The organism is Streptomyces sp. NBC_01352, assembly GCF_036237295.1.
In the GTDB taxonomy this organism is placed as follows: Bacteria; Actinomycetota; Actinomycetes; order Streptomycetales; family Streptomycetaceae; genus Streptomyces; species Streptomyces plumbiresistens.
In genome coordinates this window covers 11,085,921-11,101,093 of sequence record NZ_CP108354.1, presented here as the reverse complement: position 1 = coordinate 11,101,093, position 15,173 = coordinate 11,085,921, and the positions used below count along the sequence as shown (strand labels likewise).

General features: G+C 70.3%; 14 protein-coding genes. 3 read left to right on the top strand and 11 right to left on the bottom strand.

The features are described 5' to 3' along the window. The first annotated feature begins 1 nt into the window (after position 1). Positions 2 to 1,480 carry a mycofactocin biosynthesis glycosyltransferase MftF gene (mftF, locus tag OG252_RS51140; protein ID WP_329344969.1) on the top strand — a complete coding sequence of 493 codons (1,479 nt, stop codon included), beginning with the start codon at positions 2 to 4 and terminating at the stop codon, positions 1,478 to 1,480. Positions 1,481 to 1,582: 102 nt separating this feature from the next. On the opposite strand, the gene OG252_RS51135 is transcribed toward mftF, so the two are convergent. The 7 genes from OG252_RS51135 to OG252_RS51105 all read right to left on the bottom strand — a co-directional run bounded on the left by OG252_RS51135 (position 1,583) and on the right by OG252_RS51105 (position 8,311). Next, positions 1,583 to 1,819: a ferredoxin gene (locus OG252_RS51135; protein WP_266447838.1), complete on the bottom strand. Its 237-nt coding sequence runs from the start codon at positions 1,817 to 1,819 to the stop codon at positions 1,583 to 1,585. 34 nt (positions 1,820 to 1,853) lie between these two features. Further along, entirely contained in the window at positions 1,854 to 3,056 is a 1,203-nt protein-coding gene (locus tag OG252_RS51130) for a cytochrome P450 (protein WP_266447836.1), read from the bottom strand. Then, positions 3,053 to 3,889, bottom strand: coding sequence for a mycofactocin-coupled SDR family oxidoreductase (locus tag OG252_RS51125; protein WP_266447833.1), 837 nt, complete (start codon positions 3,887 to 3,889; stop codon positions 3,053 to 3,055). Before OG252_RS51125 ends, OG252_RS51130 begins: the two co-directional genes overlap by 4 nt. An 80-nt stretch (positions 3,890 to 3,969) precedes the next feature. Next, complete coding sequence (locus tag OG252_RS51120) at positions 3,970 to 4,587, bottom strand: SRPBCC family protein (RefSeq protein ID WP_266447830.1); 618 nt, start codon at positions 4,585 to 4,587, stop codon at positions 3,970 to 3,972. 13 nt (positions 4,588 to 4,600) lie between these two features. Then, positions 4,601 to 5,083: a (2Fe-2S)-binding protein gene (locus tag OG252_RS51115; RefSeq protein ID WP_329344968.1), complete on the bottom strand. Its 483-nt coding sequence runs from the start codon at positions 5,081 to 5,083 to the stop codon at positions 4,601 to 4,603. Further along, on the bottom strand, positions 5,076 to 5,954 hold the full coding sequence (locus tag OG252_RS51110) for an FAD binding domain-containing protein (protein WP_266447824.1): 879 nt from the start codon (positions 5,952 to 5,954) through the stop codon (positions 5,076 to 5,078). The genes OG252_RS51115 and OG252_RS51110 overlap by 8 nt, the downstream gene beginning before the upstream one ends. Then, a complete protein-coding gene (locus OG252_RS51105; protein WP_329344967.1) occupies positions 5,951 to 8,311 on the bottom strand; it encodes a xanthine dehydrogenase family protein molybdopterin-binding subunit in 2,361 nt (786 codons plus the stop codon). The genes OG252_RS51110 and OG252_RS51105 overlap by 4 nt, the downstream gene beginning before the upstream one ends. Before the next feature lie 139 nt (positions 8,312 to 8,450). On the opposite strand from OG252_RS51105, the gene OG252_RS51100 reads away from it, so the two are divergent. Continuing rightward, positions 8,451 to 9,056 (top strand): TetR/AcrR family transcriptional regulator, encoded by a 606-nt coding sequence (locus tag OG252_RS51100; RefSeq protein ID WP_266447820.1) that lies wholly within the window; start codon positions 8,451 to 8,453, stop codon positions 9,054 to 9,056. A gap of 7 nt (positions 9,057 to 9,063) precedes the next feature. Here the strand turns inward: OG252_RS51100 and uidA are convergent, their stop codons facing one another. Then, positions 9,064 to 10,863 carry a beta-glucuronidase gene (gene uidA / locus OG252_RS51095; protein ID WP_266447816.1) on the bottom strand — a complete coding sequence of 600 codons (1,800 nt, stop codon included), beginning with the start codon at positions 10,861 to 10,863 and terminating at the stop codon, positions 9,064 to 9,066. A 91-nt stretch (positions 10,864 to 10,954) separates the two neighbouring features. On the opposite strand from uidA, the gene OG252_RS51090 reads away from it, so the two are divergent. Beyond that, positions 10,955 to 11,575 (top strand): TetR/AcrR family transcriptional regulator, encoded by a 621-nt coding sequence (locus tag OG252_RS51090; protein ID WP_323186196.1) that lies wholly within the window; start codon positions 10,955 to 10,957, stop codon positions 11,573 to 11,575. A 20-nt stretch (positions 11,576 to 11,595) separates the two neighbouring features. Here the strand turns inward: OG252_RS51090 and OG252_RS51085 are convergent, their stop codons facing one another. The 3 genes from OG252_RS51085 to OG252_RS51075 are packed head-to-tail and all read right to left on the bottom strand — an operon-like array spanning position 11,596 to position 15,166. Continuing rightward, a complete protein-coding gene (locus OG252_RS51085; protein ID WP_266447810.1) occupies positions 11,596 to 12,444 on the bottom strand; it encodes an ATP-binding cassette domain-containing protein in 849 nt (282 codons plus the stop codon). Next, a complete protein-coding gene (locus tag OG252_RS51080; protein ID WP_329344966.1) occupies positions 12,441 to 14,225 on the bottom strand; it encodes a dipeptide/oligopeptide/nickel ABC transporter permease/ATP-binding protein in 1,785 nt (594 codons plus the stop codon). Before OG252_RS51080 ends, OG252_RS51085 begins: the two co-directional genes overlap by 4 nt. Then, positions 14,222 to 15,166 (bottom strand): ABC transporter permease, encoded by a 945-nt coding sequence (locus tag OG252_RS51075; RefSeq protein ID WP_329344965.1) that lies wholly within the window; start codon positions 15,164 to 15,166, stop codon positions 14,222 to 14,224. The genes OG252_RS51080 and OG252_RS51075 overlap by 4 nt, the downstream gene beginning before the upstream one ends. Between the last annotated feature and the right edge of the window lie 7 nt (positions 15,167 to 15,173).

The following is a 15,173-nucleotide window of genomic DNA, read 5'->3' as shown; positions in this document are numbered from 1 at the left end:
GGTGGCGTCATCCACTGCGTCGAACAGTCGACCGCTGTCCCCGCCCGGTCTGCCGATCGCACTCGACCGCGCCGCGTCTTTCTACGGCGGCGGCCGGCTGGTGACCGGCGGCTCACCCTGGGGCGTCGCGCGCATCAAAGCGGCCGCGCTGCCCCAGCTGGCCGCCCTCCGGCGGGCGGGCCGGCACGGCCTGACACCGGACACGACGGTGGGGCGCGCCCTGGCCCGGCAGCTGCTCGACCGCGGCCTCGCCCACCCCGTGCCCCCGACGCGCGGCGGACCCCATCCGGTCACCGTGGTCGTCCCCGCGTACGGACGCGCAGCCGAACTGGCCCGCTGCCTGGACGCGTTGCGCGGTCTGGAGGTGATCGTCGTCGACGACTGCTCACCGGATCCCGAGGCCGTGCGGGCGATCGTCGAGGCGCACGGGGCCCGTCTGGTCCGGCACGCGGTCAACCGAGGGCCCGCGGCGGCGCGTACCACCGGCGCCGCACTCGCGACCACGCCGCTCGTCGCGTTCGTCGACTCGGACTGCCGCCCCGAGGAGGGCTGGCTCGACCTGCTCGTCCCGGCCTTCGACGATCCTCAGGTCGCGGCCGTCGCACCGCGGATCCTGCCGGATGTTCCGTATCCCCCGAAGGGCCTGCTCGCCCGCTACGAGGCCGCGCGTTCCGCACTCGACCTGGGCCGTGAGCAGGCCGTGGTGCGCCCCGGCGCACGGGTCGGCTTCGTGCCCACGGCCACACTGGTCGTGCGCACGGACGTCCTGTCCAAGGTCACGTTCGACGAGGGGCTGCGGCTCGGCGAGGACGTCGACTTCGTCTGGCGGCTGCACGACCACGGGTTGCACGTGCGCTACCAGCCGCGCGCCCGCGTCCTGCACACGCCCCGGCTCGCGTGGCGAGAGGCACTCAAACGCCGTCACGAGTACGGGACTTCGGCGGCCGCACTGGCCGAACGCCACCCCGGCCGGGTCGCACCGGCCCGCCCGTCCACGTGGAATCTGCTGACGCTCGGCCTCCTGACCCATGGCCGCCCGGGCGCCGCGGCGCTCAGCACGCTCACGTCCGCGGCGCTCCTTCGTCGCCATCTGTCGGACACCCCCGCCGCGACGGAACTGAGCGCATCCGTGGTGGCGCAGGGCCTGGTCGCCGACTCCATGGCGCTCGGACTCGCCCTGCGCCGCGAGTGGTGGCCCCTGGGCCTGCTGTGCCTGGGCGCGGCGCCCAGCAGCTGCACCGCCCGGGCGGCCACGGCGGCCATGCTCGCCCCGGTCCTCGCGGAGTGGGTGGCGCGCCGGCCGCCCCTGGACCCCGTGCGCTGGACGGCCCTGCGCTGCCTGGACGACCTGGCGTACGGCACGGGCGTGACGGCCTCGGCCTGGCGCCATCGCGCCCTCGCGCCGTTGCTGCCGAAGGTGGGCCTGCCTTTTGTGCGCCGGTCCGCCGCGGGGCGCTCCAAGGGCTCACGCGCCGTGTAGAGCCGCCTCCCCACTCGGGGCCGTGGACGCCGCGGGGCCGCCAGGGCCCTGATCGCACCAGGGCGGCACGAAGCACCACACCTCACAGCCGCCCCGGTCCCCTCACTCGTCAGGTGGAAAGACCGCCCTCCCGGACTGCGCGTCCGCGATCGAGATCGCCTCGATGGGGCAGGACTCGGCGACCTCGAGGACCTCCTCCGAGGCCGGCAGGACCTCGGCGGTGGCGCGGCCCTGCCCAGTCGTCTCGTCGAGCTGGAACTCCTGCGGCGCGGAGGCCGCGCACAGCCCCGTACGGACGCACATGCGCGGGTCGACCTTGACTCTCCAGTGCTCGGTCACGAGCGGGCTCCCTTTCTCAACTCATCCCTCGCCATCAGGACTTGGAGATGACGAGCGGCAGCGTCTTCCAGCCCCGTACGGTCGAGGTCTGGGCGAGCTCCGCGCCGTCCCAGTCGACCTCCCAGGCGGGGAAGCGCCGCAGGATCTCCTCAGCCGCCACCTTTCCCTCCAGGCGGGCGAGTGCCGCGCCCAGGCAGTAGTGCGCGCCGACGCCGAACGACATGTGCTGCGACACCCGGTGGATGTCGAAGACATCCGGATCGGGAAAGCGGTCCGGGTCGCGGTTGGCGGCGGCCTGGATGAAGAGGATGGCGCTGCCGGCGGGCACGGTGGAGCCGTGCAGCTCCACGTCCCGGGTCACGTACCGGGCCGTGAACGGTCCTGTCGGCTCGAAGCGCAGGATCTCCTCGATGGCGTTGGGGATGAGGGCGGGCTCTGCCACCAACTCCCGTCGCGTCTCGGGGTAGCGGGCCATCAGCGCGCCGAACCAGCCGATCAGCCGGCCGGTCGTCTCATTGCCCGCGCCTGCGACCACGGTGCAGTACGTGAGGACTTCCTCGTCGGTGAGGGTGCGCCGGGTGCCGTTCTCGTCCTCGAACTCGGCGGTCATCAGCTCGGTCATGAGGTCGTCGGAGGGGTGCTTCTTGCGCCAGTCGATGTAGTCCTGGAACCCCTCGGCGTTGAGGATCTCGCCGGAGTCGATCCGACCGCCGTCCCCGGTCTCCAGGGTCGCGTCGGTACGGTCCCGATAGCGCACCTGGTCGGCCTCGGGGATGCCGAGGAGCATCCCGATCACGCGCATCGGCATCTCGGCGCCGACGGCCGCCACGAGGTCGAAGCGGTCGGCTCCGGTGACCGGTTCGAGGACGCGCTCGCAGTACGCCCGGATCCTCGGCTCGAGTTGGGCGATACGGCGTGGAGTGAAGACGCGGGCGAGCAGGCGCCGGTGGATGTCGTGGACGGGCGGGTCTTCGAAGATCAGGGTGCCCGGCGGCAGTTCGATGTTCGCCTGGATGATCTCCAGGATGTCGCCGCGCGCCGAGGAGTACGTCTGCCAGTCGGCGAGGCCGCGCTGGCAGTCGGCGTACCGGCTGACCGCGTAGAAGTCGTGCCGCTCGTTGTAGTAGAGCGGGGCCTCTTCGCGCAGGCGCGCGTAGACGGGATACGGGTCGCGGGCCAGGGCCGCATCGAAGGGGTCCCAGTAGACGGGCTCGGTGGTGGTGTCGGCGACGGTCATTTCAGCATGGCTCCCGCGTCGATGACGGTGGTGGTCCCGGTGACGAAGCGCCCGTCGTCGGAGGCGAGGTAGAGCACGGCGCCGCTGATGTCGCGGGGCTCGACCCAGGGGGTGGGCAGCAGGTGCATGCTCTGCGAGACGGCGGCGAAGTCGTCGACCGTGGGGTTCTCCAGGTCCGGGCGGAACATCCGGTACGTGTCCTCGTGCATGACCATCGGTGTGTTGACCTGGGAGGGGTGAATCGAGTTGACCCGGATGCTGTGCTCGCCGAGCTCCCAGGCAAGGGTGCGCATCAGGCCCACGACGCCGTGCTTGGCGGCGATGTAGTGACCGATGTTGGCGTGCCCGCGAAGGCCGCCGACGGAGCTGGTCAGGATGATCGAGCCGCCGCGTCCGCCGGCGATGATGTGCGGGATGGAGACCTTGGCGGTCAGCCAGACGCCGGTGAGATTGACGTCGATCATGTCGCGCCAGGTCTTCTCGTCCATGGCGTCCAGGCGGGCGCCGTCGCTGCCGAGGCCCGCGTTGGCGCAGACGATGTCGAGCCTGCCGAACTGGGCGACACCCTCGTCCACGGCGGCCCTGAGCGCATCGTGGTCGCGCACGTCCGCCTGCACGGCGTGGATGCGCCGCCCCAGCTTCTGCACCTGATTGACCGTCTCGTCCAGGTCCTCGGGCGTCGACATGGGGAACTTGACGCCGTCGAGCTGTTTGCAGACGTCGATCGCGATGATGTCGGCGCCTTCTTCGGCGAGACGGATCGCATGGCTGCGGCCCTGTCCTCGCGCCGCGCCGGTGATGAAGGCGACCTTTCCTTCTACGCGTCCGGGCATGGGGAACCTCGTTTCTGGGTGGACGTGCTCGGGTGAAGGGCGTGCGGGTGGTGTGCCTGTGGCTTTACGAGGCCGGCGGCTTACGAAGCACGGCGGCGCCGGGCGCGCAGGCGGCCGAGCGTGAGGATCAGCAGGGCCGCGACCATCAGCGGCGCCATGCGCTTGAGAGCCGTGGCGCCGGTTGCGTCGATCAGGTCCAGTGGCGCCGCGGCGGGCGCCGGATCGTGTGAAATCGTAGGCGATTGCGGTGAGTTGTCCTCGATTTCGGCGGCAAGGTTCTCGGCGAACCGTTCCATGAGGGCGCCGGACACCTCGGCGAGGGTGCCCCGGCCGAACTGGGCGGGCTTGCCGGTGATGCTGAGGTCGGTCTCCACGTGCACGGCGGTACGGCCGCCACCGGCGTCGCCGAGGCGGCAGGTGACGAGCGCCTTCGCAGTGCCGTTGCCGCGCGCCTCGCGACCGCCTGCCTCCAGGACCACGACCTTCGCCTGCTCGTCACGCTCGAGGAAGGTGACCGTGCCGCTGTAGGTGAGCACGATGGGGCCCAGCTTCACCTTGATCCGGCCGCGGTGCTCGTCGCCGTCGCTCGCGGTGAGCGTCGCACCGGGCACACAGGGCGCGACGCGCTCGACGTCGAGCAGGACGGGCCAAGCCTCCTCGACAGGCACCGGGATGGTGAGAGTGTTCTCCAACTTCACGCCGACTCCCCCGTCATGCCGTGTCCTGCGCCGCGGCTCGGACGGCGTTGACGATCCCCTGGTAACCGGTGCAGCGGCACAGATTGCCGGTGAGCGCCTCGCGGATCTCCTCGTCGGTGGGTTTGGGGTTCTCTGCCAGGAACGCGGTCACCGAGACGACGAACCCGGGGGTGCAGAAACCACACTGCAGTCCGTGATGCTCCCTGAACGCCGCCTGCACCTTGGACAGTTCACCGTCCGGCCCTGCGAGACCCTCGACGGTGGTCACCTCCCCGCCGTCGGCCTGCACGGCGAACACCAGGCAGGCGCGGACGGGTTCGCCGTCGAGCAGCACGGTGCACGCGCCGCACACACCGTGCTCGCAGCCGAGGTGGGTTCCGGTCAGGGAGCAGGTGACACGCAGGAAGTCGGCGAGGGTGAGCCGGGGCGCCACGGCCGCCCTGCGGCCGGCGCCGTTGACCCGTACGTCGATCTCGATCGTCTCCACCTCAGTCATGGAGTGCCTCCTGTACGGCGCTGCGCCAGGCGCGGGCGACCATCGCGGCGCCCACGCGGATGCGGTAAGGGCCCGATCCGTGCAGATCGGAGGGGACTGAGTCGAGGCCTTCGGTCGCGAGCCGGCCGACGTCCTCGGCGACGGTCCCCAGCGGGTCCGTGCCGAGCAGAGCGGTCTCGGCCGCTGTGGCCCGCCGCGCGGTCGGGCCGAGTCCGAACAGGCCGACGGCGCACCGGTCGAGACGGCCCGCAGCGTCCACGCGGAGGGCGACCGTGGCGCCGGCGATGGCGAAGTCCCCGCTTCTGCGGGCGAATTCCTCGACGGCGTACCCGCACCGCCCGCTCCACACCGGGAACCTGACTCCGGTGAGCAGTTCGTCCTCATCCAGTGCCGTGGTCCAGACCCCGTTGAGGAAGTTCGCTGCCGGGATGGTGCGCCGGCCGCGCGGCGACAGCGCTTCCAGCTCGGCGTCCAAGGTCAGGGCCACCGCCGGATACTCGGCCGCTGCGTCGGCGTGCGCGAGCGATCCGCCGACGGTGCCCCGGCTGCGTATCTGGAAATGACCGATCAACGGGGTGGCACGGGCTAGGAGCGGAACCGAGGCTCGTACCTCCTCGGACCGCTGCACGGCGGCCTGAGTGGTGGCCGCCCCGACCCACACGGTGTCGTCGTCCCTGCGCTCGATCCCGCGCAGTTCATCGAGGCGCCGCAGGTCGACGAGGTGGCCGAAGGACGCCAGGCGCAGGGCCAGCATGGGGACGAGGCTCTGCCCTCCCGCGATGACCTTCGCCTCGTCCCCCCACTCCCCCAGCAGACCGACCACTTCGACGGGCGTATCGGGGGCGTGGTACCTGAAGGGCGCGGGCTTCATGAGCGCGCCCCCTGACTCTGCTCCTGCTCCTGCTCCTGCCGCTCCTTCTCGATGAGGCCGACGATCGATGCGGGGGTCAGCGGCAGTCGCTCGATCCGTACACCGAGGGGCGCGAGGGCGTCGGCGACGGCGTTGACGACGGCGGGCGCGGAGCCGATCGCGCCGCCCTCCCCGACTCCCTTGTAGCCGCCGGGCCCGGGGCTCGGCGTCTCGACGTGGCCCACCTCGATGACCGGCACCTCGGTGGCCGTGGGCAGCAGATAGTCCATGAACGTGGTCGACACCGGGTTGCCGTCCGTGTCGTAGGCGAGTTCCTCGTAGAGCGCGCCGCCGATGCCCTGGACGGTGCCGCCGTAGATCTGGCCCTCCACCACACTCGGGTTGATCATCGGGCCGCAGTCCTCGCTGACGATGTACCGCAGGAGTTTCACCTCTCCGGTGACCACGTCGACTTCACAGGTGCAGACGTGCGTGGCGTTGGCCCAGATCATCAGGTGCGGGGTGTGGTAACGGCCGCTCGCTTCGAGTCCGGCGGGCACTCCGGGTGGCAGGGCGTGCACTTGGTAGTACGCGATGTCGGCTATCTCCCCGAGGGACAGCGACCCGTCCGCACCCTGGGCCGTCGCCTGTCCGCGCTCGAACTCGACGTCCTCCAGCGGCACTTGCAGCCGGTGGGCCGCGATGGCCCGGATGCGCTCCCGCAGCACCCCGGCCGTCTCCTGGATCGCCCCCGCCGTCATGGGCCCCGAGCGACTGCCGCCGGTTCCGGCTCCGTACGGTGTGACGGCCGTGTCGCCCTGCACGGTGCCGACGTCCTCGATGGCGACGCCGAGCGCGTCGGCGGTGAGCTGGACGACCGTGGTCTCCAGGCTGTTGCCGCAGGATCCGCCGGCGACGTAGACGTTGACCTTGCCTGAGGGCTCCACGCGGATCGTCGCGCCCTCGGTGGCGTGGAACGGCGTGGCGCCGGCGGTCGGTTCGACGTATGTACACGTTCCGACGCCGAGGTAGCGGCCCTGCTGCCGGGCCTGTTCCTGCTCCTTGCGGAAGGCCTCGTAGTCGAGCATCCGCAGGGCCTGCTCGAAGGTCTCGCGCGGGGAGATGTGGTCGTACGGCATCCCGTTGAAGTTCGCCGTCGGCAGCTCGTCGCGGGTGAGCATGTTCCGGCGGCGTAATTCCACCGGGTCGAGGCCGAGGTGGCGGGCCGCGGTGTCCAGGAGGGTCTCGCGGGCCATGGACTCGTACTGCCAGGGGCCGCGGTAGGCGACGCGTCCGCTGGTGTTGGAGTAGACGAAACGCGAGGAGAACGTGCCTTCCGGGATGCGGTACGGGCCGGGGAAGAGCATCCCGACCGCGATGCCACTCTGTACGGGTGACGGCGTCGGGTACGCGCCGGCATCCTGGACGTGGTCGAGCGTCGCGGCCAGGATGCGGCCGTCCTCGTCGAGGGCGATGCGCGCCTCGCCGTGCTCGTGGCGCGCCTGGCCTGCCGCGAGGAGGTGCTCCTGGCGGTCCTCGATCCACTTGAGCGCGGCAGGCAGCTTGCGGGCCGCGAGCATCACGCACATGTCCTCGCGCTGCGGCAGGACCTTCTGCCCGAAGCCGCCGCCGGTGTCCCGCATCACGACGCGCACCCGGTGCTCGGCGATGCCGAGCAGTCGCGCGCAGAAGGAACGGACCTCGTGCGGTGACTGGGTCGAGGCCCAGATGCTCATCTCCCCGCCCGCCGGGGTCCATTCGGCGACGATCCCGCGGGTCTCCATCGGGACCGGGCCGTGCGACTGCTGGAACAGGGTCTGGCAGACGACGTGCGGCGCGCTCCCAAAAACGGAATCGAGGTCGGCCATAGGGCGACCGCCGAGCTGACCGACGAGGTTGCCGGGATGCTCCGCGTGCACCGACTCCGGAGAGTCGAGAGCCGTCGCGTAGTCGACGACCGGCACGAGCGGGTCGTAGTCGACGATCACCAACTCCGCCGCGTCCTCCGCGAGGTAGCGGTCGTCGGCCACGATCATCGCGACCGGGTCGCCGACGAAGCGCACCTCCCCCTCGGCGAGCGGCGGACGCGGAGTGTCCGGATCGTCGCGTCCGTTCAGCGTGTACCACTGCTCGTGGACGCCGGGGTTGAGGTCGGCGGCGACGAACACGGCGTGCACGCCGGGGAGTTCGCGGGCCTCGGACACGTCGATGTCGAGGATCCGGGCCCGTGCCATCGGGCTGCGCACGAAGCACACATGGAGCATGCCGGGGCGTACGACGTCATCGACGTAGGTACCCGTGCCGGTCAGGAGTCGCGCGTCCTCGACGCGCGGGATGCGGGTGCCGGCGTATGCGGCTGCGCGCCCGGTTGGTGCCATCGGTCCGTTCCTCCGTTCACGTGCGGAACTCAGGGGCTGGACTCATGTGCCGTGCTCACGTGCTGAACGAGTGTTTAACCAAGGTGCTGAACGACTGTTTAACACCCGCCGTTCGAGGGCGTCAAGCACAATGACGGGCATGACTGCCACGCCTCGCCGGATGGGTGCCGAGAACTCCAAGACGCGCCTGCTGCTGCTCGACACCGCACAGCGCCTGATGCTGGAGGAGGGGTATGCGGCCGTCGGCGTACGGCGCGTGGCGCGCGAGGCCGAGGTGGCGCCGGCCCTGGTCCTCTACTACTTCCGCACGCTCGACGACCTGTTCCTCGCCATGCTGAGGCGGCGTGCGGACAAGGAACTGGAGCGCACCGAGCGGCTGCTGAGCGGACCGCAGCCGCTGCGGGCGCTGTGGCGGCTCAGCAGCCATCCGGGCAACGCGCTGACCACGGAGTTCGCGGCCCTCGCCAACCACCGCAAGGAGATCCGCGCCGAACTGGCCGCGATATCGGAGCGCTATCGCGAAGTCCAGCTCGAAGCCCTCACGCGCGGCCTCGAACAAGCGGGCACCCGGCTGCCGGCCGGGATGTCCCCGGCCGTACTGCTCGTGCTCACCAACGCCGTCGGCCGCAACCTGATGATGGAGCGGGCCCTGGGCATGACGACCCGGCACGAGGAGGCCCTCGCCTTCGTGGAGCAGGTGCTCCAGGAGTACGAGGGTGACCCCGAGCGGGCCGCCGGACAGTGAGGCTCCGTCAGCTCTCCTCATCCGAGGGCTTGCGGCCGCCGAGCCCCCGCCACCGCCGCCGCAGTTCGTGCGCGGCCGCCTTGGGCTTGCGGTCGCGGGTGAAGACGCCCTTGCGGTTGCCGTCGACGCGGTGGATGCCGTGGGAGGTCTGGAAGTCGGCGAAGTTCCACACGTGTTCGCCCACCACCGCCTCGATCCGGTCGAACGCCCGGTGGTTCGCGGCCAGATAGGCGGCCTGGTACTCCTCCGTCCAGGGCTGGTCCCACACCGAGTGCAGACCGGGCATGGTGTCCGCGCCGTACTCGCTGAGGATAAGCGGCTTGCCGAACTTGTCGGCCCAGCCGCGCAGATCGCCTTCCATGTACTGCTCGGCCGCCGCGAGGTCGCCCGTCGCGACGTACCAGCCGTAGTAGCGATTGATGCACAGCACGTCGAAGAGGTCGGCGATGCGGTCGTTGTCCGAGGTCGCGAACATCACGGCGGCGTAGGTGACCGGACGCGTGGCGTCGAGCTTGCGGGTCAGCTCCACAAGCGGTTCGAAGTACTCACGCGCGCCTTCCTCGTTGGACGCCGGCTCGTTGGCGATGCACCACATGACCACGCTGGGGTGGTTCTTGTCCCGGGCGATCAGTTCGCGGATCGCCTGCGCGTGGGCGGCACGGGTGTCGTCGTTGAAGGTGTCGGGCGAGAAGGTCGGCCGCGGCGGGGTGCCGAGCAGTCCGGCCTCCACCATCAGATTGAGGCCGACGGCCGCCGTCTCGTCGATGACGACGATGCCGTGCCGGTCGGCGAAGTCCATCACCTCTTCCGCATACGGATAGTGGGAGGTGCGGAAGGAGTTGGCGCCGGTCCACTCCATGAGCTGGAAATCGTGCACGAGGTAGGCGTCGTCGTGCCCCTTGCCCCGTACGGCGGTGTCCTCGTGCTTGCCGAAGCCGGCGAGGTAGAACGGCTCGCCGTTGATCAGGAACTTGGTGCCGCGGACCTCGACGGTGCGTACACCGAAGGACTCGGTGTACGTGTCGAGGACCGCGCCCGAACCGTTGACCACCTCCGCGACGAGCTCGTAGAGGTAGGCCGCACCGGGACGCCAGGGCGTCACGTTCTCGATCCGTACGCTGCCGCTCGCCCCTTCGGACGCGGCGACCTCCGTGCCCGCCGCGTCCAGGATCCGTACGCGCACGGTGGTGGGCGCGCTGGTCTCCACCTCGTACTCCACCGTGCCGGTGGTGTCGTCGAGGCCGGTCACGACGGTGATGTCCGCGATGTGCAGGGGCGGCAGGCTGTGCAGCCAGACCGAGCGGGCCAGGCCCGCGTAGTTGTAGAAGTCGTGCAGGTACGTCTGCTTGCGGCGGCCGTCCTGGGCGACGGTGATGGAGCCCGGCGGGATGGTCGTGTTGGTGAGCTCGTTGCTGACTCCGACGGTCAGCCGGAACTCGCCGCCCGCGCTGACGTGCTCGGTGATGTCGGCCTCGAACGGTGTGTATCCGCCGACGTGTTCGGCCACCAGGACGTCGTCGACGTACACCTTCCCCTCGTGGGTGGCGGCGTCGAGGCGCAGCAGCACGCGCTCGCCCGACCAGCCGCGCGGGACGCGGACATGGCGCTGGTACCAGACCCAGCCGACATGGTCGCGGATGGCGCTGTCGGTGAACTGGTCGTTGTAGCTGGCGGGCACGGCGGCTTCGAGCGGGGTGTCGAGCGGTCCGGTCCAGGGCTGGTCGCCGACGGCGGCAGAGGTGGCGAACCGCCACAGGCCGTCCAGGTTGACCTGCTCACGGGTGGCGGTGGGGCGGGGCTTCAGCATGGGATCTCTTTCTGTGCAGCGGTGGCGATGGGGTTGGCCGTCGACATGGCCAACCGCCCTTTCAAGTGATATGAGATAGATTGCGTAGTTAATGGGGATAGGGAGGTCAGTGATGGGTCATGCCACGCAGTCGGAGACCCGCGCGCGGATCCTCGAGGCCTGTGCTGCGGCATTCGCCGGGTCCGGTGTTCAGGGCGCCTCGACGAGGGAGGTCGCGCGTCGCGCCGGCGTGAGCCAGGCTGCTCTGATGCGTCATTTCCCGCGCAAAGAGGACCTGTTGCTCGGGGTACTCGAGCTGCGCGATCGACGCTGCACCTCGTTCCTCGAGTCCGCCGAAGCGCTCGACGCGGCGGCGCGTCCGCTGCAGGCGCTGCGCGGCATGCTCGCCGTACTCGCGGACAACGAACGGCAGCCCGGGCTCGTCGAGTTGCACTGCGTCCTGTCGGCCGAGGCGGCGCAGACCGGCCACCCGGCGCACGCCTTCTACGCCGAGCGCTACCGCGGGCTCCACCAGTTCTACGCGACGGTCTTCCGCGCGCTGGCCGAGCGTCACGAACTGTCCTCGTCCTTGCCGCTGGGGACCCTCGCCACGATGACCGTCTCGCTGGTCAACGGTGTTCAGCAGCAGTGGCTCTTCGACCGGGAGGCGGTGGAGGTGGAGCGCACGATCCGCACCTTCCTGATGTCGGTGGTCCCTGCCCTGGCGGAGTGAGCCGGTCGGGCGGTCGCGGCTCACGCCACCTCCGCCCGACCCGCGGCCGCGAGGCGTTGGCGTTCCACGCGGCGCCGGCGCTGTTCGACCGGATCGGCGACGGGCGCGGCGAGCAACAGCTGTCGCGTGTAAGGGTGTTCCGGCGTCGAGGTGACCCGACCGGCCGGCCCGGTCTCGACGATCTCGCCGCTGCGGATCACGCCCACGCGGTGGCTGACGTGCCGGATGACGGCCAGGTCGTGCGAGATGAACAGATAGGCGACCGACGTCCGGCGCTGGATGTCGACGAGCAGGTCGAGGATCCGGGCCTGGGTGGACAGGTCGAGCGCGGAGACCGGTTCGTCGCAGACGATGAGCCGCGGCGCGGGCGCCAGCGCACGGGCGATCGCGACGCGCTGGCGCTGCCCGCCGCTGAACTCGCGCGGCAGCCGCTCGGCGGCGTCCTTCGGCAACCCCACCTGATCGAGCAGACCACCGACCTGGGCCCTCGCCTCACCTGCGGTCACGCCCTGCATCACCAGCGGTTCGCTGAGGATGTCGCCGATGGTGAGGGACGGATTGAGCGAGCTGTACGGGTCCTGGAAGACGACCTGCAAGTCACTCGCAAGCGCACGGCGCTCCTTGCCCGCGGCGTGGGTGATGTCCTTGCCCTGGAAGCGCACTGTGCCGCCGCTCGGCGCGGCGAGGCCGAGCACGGCGCGGCCGATGGTCGTCTTGCCCGATCCGGACTCGCCGACGAGCCCGACGGTCTCGCCCTCCCCCACGGTCAGCGACACCCCGTGCAGCACCTCGTGGGCCCGCGCGCGAAAGCCCCGTCCGGGAAAGGAGACGCGCAACTCACGTATGTCCAAAAGGTTTTCCGCGGTCATCGCAGCTCCGTTCCGAGCGCATCCGCGGTGGCGGCCGGCGGATCGCTGCGCAGTGTGTCCTCGTCGAGAATGGAATCGAGGAGCATCCGGGTGTACGGATGCCGGGGCTCGCGGAAGAGGTCCTCGGTGGCGCCGGTCTCGACGACGGTGCCGTTCTGCATCACGGCCACCCGGTCGCAGATGTCGGCGACCACACCGAAGTTGTGGGTGACCAGGAGCACCGCCATGTTCAGTTCCTTCTGCAGATCGCGCAGCAGGTCGAGGATCTCCGCCTGCACGGTCACATCGAGCGCGGTGGTGGGTTCGTCGGCGATCAGGAGCAGTGGCCGGCTCGCGACGGCGCCCGCGATCAGGACGCGTTGCGCCATTCCGCCGGATATCTGGTGCGGATACGAGCGGAAGGTGCGCTCGGGGTCGGGGATGCCGACCTTGCGCAGCAGCGCGAGCACCGTGTCCCGGGCTTCCTTGCGCGACATGGGTGACGCCGCGGCGGCGCGCACTCCCTCGACGAGCTGGGCGCCGACGGTGCAGGACGGGTCGAGGTTGGACATGGGTTCCTGCGGTACGTACGCGATGGAGGTGCCGCGTACGGCGCGCAGTTCGGCCTCGCGCAGGCCGAGCAGTTCACGGCCGTCGAGCCGGATCGAGCCCCGCGTCACGACCGCTTCCGCGGGGAGGACGCCGAGGACGGCGAAGGCTGTCTGGGTCTTGCCGGAGCCCGATTCGCCGACCAGGCCGACGGTCTCGCCCGCCTCCACGGCCAGGGTGACGCCGCTGACCACCTCCTTCAGGTCGCCGGAGGGCGTCGGATAGGCGAGGGCGAGGTCCTCGACGGTGAGCAGGCCCGTGACCGTATGCCCTGCCGGGCCGGCGTCGGGGCGTTTCTCCGGTGTGGTGATCTTCACCGGCTTGGGGCGGCCGCCCTCCAGCGCGTCGCGCAGCGAGTTGCCGAGCAGGACGAGCGCCGCGGTGATCACGCCCAGCGAGAGGCTGGGCCACAGGAACTGCAACGGCTCCTGGTAGAGATTGCCGAAGCCTTCGGAGATCATCGCGCCGAAGCTGGGCACCGTGCTCTCGCCGACGCCGAGGAACGCGAGTCCCGACTGCACGGCGATGGACGATCCGGCGAGGAACGCGGTGGCGATGACGACCGGTCCGCGGACCACCGTGAACACATGGCGGCGCAGGATGCGCCGGTCGGGCAGGCCGGAGACGCGAGCGGCGTCCACGTACAGCTCGTTCTTGACGCCGACGACGAGGTTGCGCACCAGGCGGTAGATCCCGGGTGAGAGCAGCACGCCGAAGACGACCATCGTGGCCCGGAAGTCGCCCTTGGTCACCGGCATCAGGACGATGAGCAGGAGCAGTCCGGGGAACGTCATGATCAGGCTGAACACCCACTCAGTGACGCCCCGCACCCGCCGCCCGAAGTACCCGCCGACGAGTCCGAAGGTGACGCCGATGGCGAGGGCGATGCTCGCACCGATCAGGGCGGAGACCACGCTGGTGTTGATGGAGTGCAGGAGCCGCGTGAAGATGTCGCGGCCGCTCTTGTCGCCGCCGAGCAGATAGCCGTGCTCACCCACGCCGGCGTTGACCGCGTCGAGGTCGACCGCGTTGGCACCGTGATCGGTGAGAAGCGGGGTGAGCAGACCGAGCAGGACGACGACGAGCAGCAGGCTCGCGCTGATGACGGCCTGTGGATCCTTGAAGAGTCTGCGCAGGGCCGATCGGCGGTGCGCGGTGGGGGCCGAGGCCGCTTGAGACGAGTCCGTACTCAACTGACCATCCTCGCCTTCGGGTTGAGCCAGCCGTTGACCAGGTCGACGACGAGGTTGACGCACACCACGAGCAGCACACCGAAGAGGCTGATGCCCATGATGATCGGGACGTCGCCCTGCAAGGAGGCGTTGAACGCGTACTGGCCGAAGCCCGGCAGCGCGAAGACCTGCTCGATGATCAGCGCGCCGCCCAGCATCTGGATGAACTCCAGGGACAGCACGGTCAGCGCGGGACCCGCCGCGTTGCGCAGCGCGTGCCGCAGCACGATCGACCGGGTCGAAATGCCGCGGGTGCGCAGGGTGCGTACGTAGTCCATGCGCAGTTCGCCGATCATCGCGCCGCGGATCTGGGCGGTCAGGCTCGCGATGCCGCCCATCATGAGGGCGGCCACGGGGATGGCGATGCTGCTCGCCCAGCGTCCGGGGTCCTCGGAGAAGGGGGTGTAGCCGGTGGCCGGGAAGACGTGCAACTTGATGGCGAGTACGTAGACCAGGGCGATGGCGATCAGCAGGTTCGGGATGAGATAGCCGGCCATCGAGGCGCCTTGGGCGATCCGGTCGACGGCGCCGCCGCGCGAGGCGGCGAGCACCCCGAGCACCACGCTGATCACGCAGGTGATGAGGAGCGCGACGACGACGATGGACAAGGTGACGCCGAGCCGTGCGGTGATGGCCGAGCGAACGGGTTCGCTGGTGAAGTAGGAGAGCCCGAAGTCTCCGGTGACGGCCTGGCCGAGCCAGTCGGCGTACTGGGTGAAAAGGGGCCGGTCGAGGCCCATCTGGGCCTTCTGCGCGGCGATGGCCTCCGGTGTGGCGCCGGTGCCGACGAGGCTGCTCGCCACGTCGTCGAAGGAGAGGCTCAGAAGCAGGAACGTGATCATGGTCACCAGGACCGCGAGCACCAGGCCCGCGGTCAGGCGACGCACTACGTAGAGGATCATCTCGGCG